The sequence below is a fragment of the Mesorhizobium sp. M7A.F.Ca.US.014.04.1.1 genome (assembly GCF_003998745.1).
GTDB lineage: Bacteria > Pseudomonadota > Alphaproteobacteria > Rhizobiales > Rhizobiaceae > Mesorhizobium > Mesorhizobium ciceri.
Window position 1 is genome coordinate 1 of the sequence record NZ_RZRW01000939.1, and the last position, 1,472, is coordinate 1,472.

The window sequence follows — 1,472 nt, forward strand, 5'->3', positions numbered from 1 at the left end:
ATCTTACATTTTCCAAGATGGGTGATTTCGCCCCCGACAAGATTGCCGAGCAAGTTCCGCAACTGGCCGAGATCCTCAAGATGCGTCGACAACTTGAGGAATTGCTCGGCTTCATGGATGGCCGTGTCGATGCTGAAAAGCGCATCGCGCAGCTTCTGAACAACGACCCGCTTCTTGGCAAGATTGCCAGCCAGGCGCTGGCCGACGACGACAAGGTTGGGGCATGATCATGGCCGAACAGCAAAAGACCGCCTCAGTCGCCGCGGAGGCCGAAGCCATAAACCTCGATGAATTCAGCGGACTCCTCGAAAAAGATTTCAAGGTCAAGAAGGACGACAGCGAGAAGCTGCAACAGCTCGTGCGCAATCTCGCGCTCGCGGCGCAGTCCCGTTCCGACACCACGACCATCTCTTCCAATGCCATCAAATCGATCAAGTCGCTGATCGCCGGCATTGACAAGATGCTGACGACACAGGTCAACGAAATCCTGCACGCGCCGGAAGTGCGTGAGATGGAAGGCACATGGCGAGGGCTGTGGTATCTCGTCAACAACACCGAGACGGATCAGAAGCTGAAGATCCGGGTGATGAACATCTCCAAAGAGCAGCTGGCCGATACGCTTGAAGACTATGAAGGTCAGATGTGGGACCAGAGCCCGATCTTCAAGAAAGTCTACACAGACGAGTATTCGATGCTTGGCGGCGAACCAATCGGCTGCGTGATCGGCGCCTACGAGTTCTCCAATCACCCACGTGACGTCGGCCTGCTGCGCAACATCTCCGGCATCTGCGCTTCCGCGCATACGCCGTTTATCGCGGCCGCTTCGCCGCGCCTATTTCGCATGGACAGCTGGCAGGAACTGCCGAACCCGCAAGACCTGCAGCAGATCGTCTCCAACCCCGCCTATGCCTCGTGGCAGTCGTTGCGCGAGAGTGAGGACGCTCGCTACATCGGCCTGACCATGCCCCGCGTCCTGGCGCGGCTGCCCTACGGCACCGATACCGTTCCGGTGAAGGGTTTCACCTTCGAGGAAGAGGTGGAGGGCGATCACAACAAATATGTCTGGATGAACGCCGCCTTCCCGATGGGCGTCAACATCAACCGCAGTCACAAGTTTTTCGGCTGGGGCACGCAGATCCGCGGCGTGGAGAATGGTGGCACGGTGCTCAACCTGCCGGTGCATAGCTTCCCGACCGATGATGGCTCGATCGCGATGAAATGTCCCACGGAAGTCGCCATCGACGACCGGCGCGAGGCGGAACTGGCCAAGCTTGGCTTGATGCCCATCCTGCACCGGAAGAATACCGATCTCGCGGCCTTCATCGGAGCACACTCGCTGCAGGACGACGAAACGCGGGCGGGGCGGCTGGTCGACCCCGATGCACAGTCGAACGAGCGGCTGAGGGCCAACCTGCCCTCCCTGTTCCCGGTCTCGCGCTTTGCGCACTACCTCAAGGCGATCGCGCGCGACA

The 1,472-nt window shown here is 59.5% G+C and carries 2 protein-coding genes; both read left to right on the top strand.

Annotation, left to right across the window (positions count from 1 at the left end; translation table 11 throughout):
• Positions 1–227 (top strand): type VI secretion system contractile sheath small subunit (locus tag EOA22_RS33310; RefSeq protein WP_206521461.1); only part of this gene is annotated, 227 nt, incomplete at its 5' end.
• Positions 228–229: 2 nt separating this feature from the next.
• Positions 230–1,472 (top strand): type VI secretion system contractile sheath large subunit (gene tssC / locus EOA22_RS33315; protein WP_164756167.1); only part of this gene is annotated, 1,243 nt, incomplete at its 3' end.